The organism is Bartonella sp. AP88HLJMH, from assembly GCF_042195605.1.
GTDB lineage: Bacteria > Pseudomonadota > Alphaproteobacteria > Rhizobiales > Rhizobiaceae > Bartonella.
The window spans coordinates 1-6,255 of sequence record NZ_JBHIOR010000036.1; the positions used below are offsets into that span (position 1 = coordinate 1).

Annotated in this window: 8 protein-coding genes; all 8 read left to right on the forward strand. The window is 43.8% G+C overall.

All coding sequences use genetic code 11. The features are described from left to right. Positions 1 to 1,173, forward strand: a 1,173-nt coding sequence (locus ACFIMA_RS08975; protein ID WP_375693379.1) for a phage tail sheath subtilisin-like domain-containing protein, incomplete at its 5' end; no start/stop codon positions are given. After that, positions 1,173 to 1,679 (forward strand): phage major tail tube protein, encoded by a 507-nt coding sequence (locus tag ACFIMA_RS08980; RefSeq protein WP_375618984.1) that lies wholly within the window; start codon positions 1,173 to 1,175, stop codon positions 1,677 to 1,679. The genes ACFIMA_RS08975 and ACFIMA_RS08980, both read left to right, overlap by 1 nt. A gap of 1 nt (position 1,680) precedes the next feature. Then, complete coding sequence (locus ACFIMA_RS08985; RefSeq protein WP_375693380.1) at positions 1,681 to 1,968, forward strand: phage tail assembly protein; 288 nt, start codon at positions 1,681 to 1,683, stop codon at positions 1,966 to 1,968. Positions 1,969 to 2,015: 47 nt separating this feature from the next. After that, positions 2,016 to 2,078 (forward strand): hypothetical protein, encoded by a 63-nt coding sequence (locus tag ACFIMA_RS08990; protein WP_245256443.1) that lies wholly within the window; start codon positions 2,016 to 2,018, stop codon positions 2,076 to 2,078. Beyond that, complete coding sequence (locus ACFIMA_RS08995) at positions 2,075 to 4,372, forward strand: phage tail protein (protein WP_375693381.1); 2,298 nt, start codon at positions 2,075 to 2,077, stop codon at positions 4,370 to 4,372. Before ACFIMA_RS08990 ends, ACFIMA_RS08995 begins: the two co-directional genes overlap by 4 nt. Positions 4,373 to 4,377: 5 nt before the next feature. After that, complete coding sequence (locus ACFIMA_RS09000; protein ID WP_375630019.1) at positions 4,378 to 4,758, forward strand: phage tail protein; 381 nt, start codon at positions 4,378 to 4,380, stop codon at positions 4,756 to 4,758. Then, positions 4,755 to 4,979 (forward strand): tail protein X, encoded by a 225-nt coding sequence (locus ACFIMA_RS09005; protein WP_375653729.1) that lies wholly within the window; start codon positions 4,755 to 4,757, stop codon positions 4,977 to 4,979. Before ACFIMA_RS09000 ends, ACFIMA_RS09005 begins: the two co-directional genes overlap by 4 nt. Next, the coding region (locus ACFIMA_RS09010; protein ID WP_375693382.1) for a contractile injection system protein, VgrG/Pvc8 family at positions 4,976 to 6,255 on the forward strand (1,280 nt) is incomplete at its 3' end. The genes ACFIMA_RS09005 and ACFIMA_RS09010, both read left to right, overlap by 4 nt.

Here is a 6,255-nt window from a genome sequence, read left to right on the forward strand (position 1 = left end):
GTTGACGACGGCACCCGACCCCTTCGCGCGGTACAATCGGCAGTTATCGGGATTGTTGGCACAGCACCCGATGCCGATGAACAAGCATTCCCTCTCAACACACCGGTTTTGGTAGCAGGCTCTCTTTCACAAGCTGCAAAACTCGATAAAACGGGTAAGCGTCAAGGTACCTTACCCAATGCCCTTGATCTTATTTTTAAACAAGTAGGCGCCATTGTCGTTGTCGTACGCGTGCACGAGGGTGACAATGAAAATGCAACACTCACCAATATTCTGGGTGGTGTAAACGCAAATGGTGTTTATGAAGGTGTTCATGCTTTGATTGGAGCGCAATCCATTGTAGGACAAACACCACGCATTCTCATCGCTCCAGGCTTTACACATCAACGCCCTTCCAGTGTGAATATTGAAGAGAATGGAACTGGTGCAACTGCCAACCCCGTCGCAGCAGAACTGATTGGCATTGCAGAGCGTCTGCGTGCTATTGTGGTGCTTGATGCACCAAACACGACAGATGAAGCAGCCCTTAGCGCAGCAAAGGATTTTGATTCAAAACGCGCCATTCTCATTGACCCGTTTGTAAAGGTAAATCGTGATGGAAAAATCATAGAACAGCCGGCAAGTGCAGCGGTTGCTGGTGTCATTGCCAAAACAGATTTTACCCATGGTTTTTGGCATTCTCCTTCCAATAAAGTGATCAATGGAATTGTGGGAACTGCACGCCCTATTGATTTTTCCATTGGGGATAGATCAAGCCGCGCCAACCTTCTTAACGAACAAAACATCACAACAATTATCCGCGAAAATGGTTATCGCCTCTGGGGTAATCGCACCCTTTCAAGTGATACAAAATTTGCTTTCTTATCCGTAGTACGCACCGCAGATATGATCAATGATGCCATTTTGCGCGGACATCTATGGGCTGTCGACCGCAATATCAAAAAAACCTACATGAATGATGTCAGTGAAAGCGTCAATGCCTATTTGCGTGATTTAAAAGCACAAGGCGCCATTCTTGGTGGGCGCTGTACGCCTGATCTAGAGCTTAACACAGCAAGCGCCATTGAAGGCGGCAGAGTCTATTTCAATGTCGAATTCACACCAACAACACCAGCAGAACACATCACATTCCGTTCACGCATTGTGAATGATTATTTAGAGGAGATTTTTTAATGACCGTACCCGTATTACCAAGAGTTTTGAAGTATTTTAACATTTTTGTCGACGGTATTCCCTATCAAGCAAAATGTGAAAGTGTCACCCTACCGAATTTGAGTTTGGTCGTTGAAAGTTATCGCGGTGGTGGCATGGATAGCTCTATTGAAGTTGACCTTGGTCTTGAAACCCTCACACTTAGCATGACCATTTCTGATTGCTCTCCAGAATTGATGGCACTGTTGGGGCGCACAGATGTCGACATTTCATTACGAAGTTCAATGCAAGCGCAAGGCACACCCGCAGAAGGTGTTGTCATTACCATGAGAGGACTATGCAAAGGCTTTGAAATGGCAGAATGGCAACCGGGCAGCAAAGCAACTTCTACGGCTACATTCACATTGCAGTATTTCAAATATGTCCAGAAGGACGTTGAAATCGTTGAGATAGATGTCCTCAACTTGGTGAGAAAATTCAATGGCGTCAATCAACTCGCAGACCATAGAGAAAATATAGGATTATAAAATGACAGTACAAACAAGCATTACACATAAATTACTTGTACCGGTTACTTTTGAGGGAAAAGAGCACACCGAAATTACTTTACGGCGCCCCAAAACAAAAGATGTGCAAGCAATCGATAAAAAAGAAGGCATAGAGCAAACAATTGCTATGATCGCACGTCTTTCTGGATGGCCGCATGAAGCGGTTGGAGAACTCGATATTAATGACTTGTCGAGCATTGGAGAGATTTTGGAGTCTTTTATCAAGCGGCGGGATACCTCGACTGGGAAACCGCCGCTAAACTCATAGCCGATATTACCATTGTGTTCCATTGGTCCCTTTCAAAGATGATGGAAATGGAACCGCAAGAACTCATATTCTGGCGAAATCAAGCAGCAGAAAGGTATAAGACAAAATGAGTGAAAAAGTTGCTGATGCAAAGGTGAAGCTATCTCTTGAAGACAAACTCACCGCACCTCTCAAACATCTTCAAAAAAAATTCGATACATTGTCAAAAACACTCTCACATAGTTTGGGTATTCCCCGCTTTTCTGCTGCTGTCAAAAACATGACAAAAAGCCTTCATGGCGTTCAAAGTGCTCTTGGAGTGGCGGCAAGCCGTGCTTCGGTCTTTACCGGTGTCTTAGGGCTTGCTGGTGGTGGTCTTGTGGCAAGTGTAGCCGCCCTCACCATGAAAACCATGCATCTGGGAGATAGTCTTTATCACGCATCACACCATTTAAATATGAGTGTTGCATCACTTCAATTATGGGGTGATGCAGCCGATAATTCAGGCACTTCTGCCGAACTTTTTCAACAATCCTTAGCGGTTTTAAATAGGCGTTCAGCACAAGCCTATGCTGGACAAAAAAGAGGCATGATGGGCTTTGAAGCACTTGGCATTTCTGTCAAAAACACTTCTGGAAAACTCAAATCCACTTCTGTCTTGTTAGAAGAAATTACCGACAAGATGAGTAAGATGAAAAGCCAAGCACAAAGACAGCATATTGCCGCTCTGCTGTTTGGGGGCGATGGTAAAGAAATGGCGACCATGCTTGCACAAGGCATGGCACCCATTAAAGAACTGTTTGCAAAGGCGCGGAAAGGAAAATGGCTGATAGGTGCCGATGTCGCACGCTATGCAGCAGATTTGAGTGATAAGCTTGGTGCTTTTAAGAAAAAAATAGGCGGTATCGCGAGCTTTATTGGCGCCCGTTTCATGCCCGTGATTAATGATATGATTGACGGTTTTTCAAAGTTGATTGATGAAAACCGCGACCTCATTCAAACAACTGTTGCGAGCTGGGCGAAAACCTTAAGAAAAGTCTTTAATGATTTGCTTAATCCTACCTCTGATTTAAGAAAAGGTATCAGTGATCTCACAGAGAGGATTAAAGTATGGTTCCAATGGCTAGAACCTCTAATTGGTGAAATAACCCTCTTTAAGGTAGGACTTGTAGCACTTGGTTCCTTCATTTTTGGTCCACTCATTGCCGCATTAGCCGCAGCGGGAGCAGCGTTTGTCACGCTTGGCTATACTATAATGACAACGCCCATAGGATGGCTAATTGGCGGCATCGCAGCTCTTGTAGGCGCTGGATATTTGCTCTACAAAAATTGGGACAAAATCAATGGCTGGCTACTTACATCACTAACCATAGTAAGCGCAGTTTTTATCAGGCTTGCTTTCGCTCTTTCAGGACCAGTGCTTTCAGCCTTCACTTCTGTTGGTTCTAAAATTACCGGTCTGGCTGTAAAACTTGGAAAATCCCTGCTCTCAAAAATAATCACAGCAGATAAAGCTTTTATTAGATTTTCCGCAACTCTGGGAAGATCACTGCTTTCAGCATTAGCCTCAGCTGCTTCCGCAGTTGCCAGTCTTGCTTTAACTCTTGTAGGTACACTGATTTCGGCAATAACTGCCGTTAGTTCCGCTTTTATATCGCTTGGTGTTGCTATCATGACCACACCTATTGGCTGGATAATTGGCGGCATTGCAGCTCTTGTTGCTGCTGGATATCTGCTCTACAAACATTGGGATACAGTCATAAGCTTTATAAGCAAGCTATGGGATTCTTTTTACAGCTTATGTAGTAACGTTTTCAATAACCTCTTGACGCTCTTTAAAAACTTTTCACCACTTTCTTGGATTTCGAAAAAAATCAATGAACTCATTGAATGGCTGTTTGGTGTCGATTTAATGGAAATAGGCTCCAATCTCATTGGTAGCTTGTGGGACGGTATCAAAAGCCAATGGAATGCTCTGTCTGATTGGCTCAGCGGCATGATGAAGAAATTAACCAGCTGGATGCCTAATTGGATGAAAGAAAAGTTAGGGTTTAATGTTTCAATCAATAAGACTTCAACGGAGACGATTAAAACCTTTACCAATGAGACCAATGCACGGGCAAAAAAAATGCTGGATACAGTAGTGGTTACAAATACCCCCCCTGAAAAACGCAAGAGTGGTTTTAATACAAGTGTCGTTGAAACAGGACAAATGCAGGCAACAAATAAAGTAGGTGCCTTTAAAGCTCCAAAGCCAATTACGGTTCATAAGCCCGTTGAAGTAGACGCCCGCGTGATGATTTCAAATTTAAATATTTCTGTCCCCAATGGTCTTAAAGATGAAATCAGAGACGCAGTCAATCAAGCACTTGAACGCTATGCAAAACAGCAACGTTTAGCCATAGCCTCTAGCCTTTCGGATTAAATACCATGATGTTAGCTTTGGGTGGTTTTATTTTTTCGATTGAAACAGCAGCTTATCAAACACTTGATATGTCTTATGGGGTTCCATGGGTAGAGCAAGGACGATTGGGGCGCAAAGCAGCTCTTCAATTGCCTGCCGTTGCAAATGCGGAATTTTCTTTAACTGGTGTGATTTATCCAGATTTCAAAGGTGGTCACAGACAGCTCGAATATTTACGGCAAATGGCACATGAAGGACCTCACATTCTTGTGACTGGTCAAGGCAAAATCTTAGGTAAGTTTGTCATTCTTTCTGTAGAGGAAAAACAAAGCATTTTTCATCATAATGGCATCCCCAAAAAACAAGAATTTACAATAAAGTTGAGAGAATATGGTGAAGACCTATGAGTGATCTTTATATGACCAAAGATGGTGATATGGTTGATGCCATTTGCTGGAGATACTATGCAAAGGGTCAACAAGCCCTTGCTGTTGAACGCGTCTATGCAGCGAATTTGGGGCTTGCAAACTATGGACCCATTTTAAAAGCAGGCATCACGATACTCTTACCAACCCTCCCCTATCCGAAAGCCACACCAGTAATCAGAATTTGGGGTAGCAAATCATGAAACCTTTTTGCATGGTTCTGGCAAATGGAGAGGACATCACAAGAATGCTGATGGACTATGTTTTATCAATTGAAATTACCGATGAAGCAGAAAACAAAAGTGATCGTATCACTATAGAGCTTGATGACCGTGCGCGTGACAGTGATAACGGCTTTCTTGATATTCCTCTTATCGGGACAGTTATTTCCATAACACTTGGCTATGAAGGCGGGAAAAACCGCGATATGGGAGCCTATCTGATAGACGAAATTTCTGTAAGCAGCCCACCGCAAAGCTTAAGTGTTACAGGACGCGCCGCCTCTATGAACACGTCTTATAGAACACCCAAAAGCCAATCCTATCACCAACAAACCCTTGGCAGTATTATTCAAGAGATAGCACAGCGCAATGGCTATACACCAAAAGTTGACCCTGCTCTTGCCAAAATTGTTGTGCGTCACATTGACCAAACTTCTGAAAGCGATATGGCTTTTGCCACGCGCCTTGCAGAAAACTATGATGCGGTAGCAAAACCCGTTGATGGCAAATTGGTGCTTGCCAAACGGGGTGAAGGCAAAGCCATTACCGGTGAAACACTGCCCGTCGTTGTCATCCATGAAAAACAATGTACCTCTTGGGATTTTAAATACAGTGCACGCGATGAAGCAGGTGCCGCCAATGGATTAAAGACAGATGCAGGAGATGATCAAAAAGCCGCCGCTGATGCACGAGAACCAGAGGAAATTGATGACAGCGAAGATGTGATCCATATGGATGAAAGTGACGCCCCCAATTTGCCTAAAGAAGAGACGGAAGCCAAAACATCTGAAAATCAAGAGCAAGAAGAAGAGAAAAAAGGCGGTGTTATCGCAAGCTATCATGATATCCGCACTGGTGAAAAAAAGGAAGTCAAGGTTGGTAAAGAGCCTTTTCATGAACTCAAATACACCTACCACAATCAATCAGAAGCTGTTGCGGCCATTGCTGCTTATCGCAACAAATCATCTCGTGGCAAATCTTCTTTCTCATGTGATATTGGTGGTGATCCCTTTGTACAAGCAGAAGCAAAGCTTGTTCAAAAGCCCCCTTTCCGCCTCTATATTCCAGCAGAATGGCGCATCAAAAGCGTTAAACACAAGCTTGATAAAACAGGTGGTTACACCACAAAAATGGATTGCGAGCTTTTTGATGAAACCCAAGAAGATGCGGCTGGAAACGTTGCAAACACCACACCAGACAAAGATGATACCCTTGACCCAAACGCCCCACCAAACGCATGCGACGAAGGCGAAGGCGT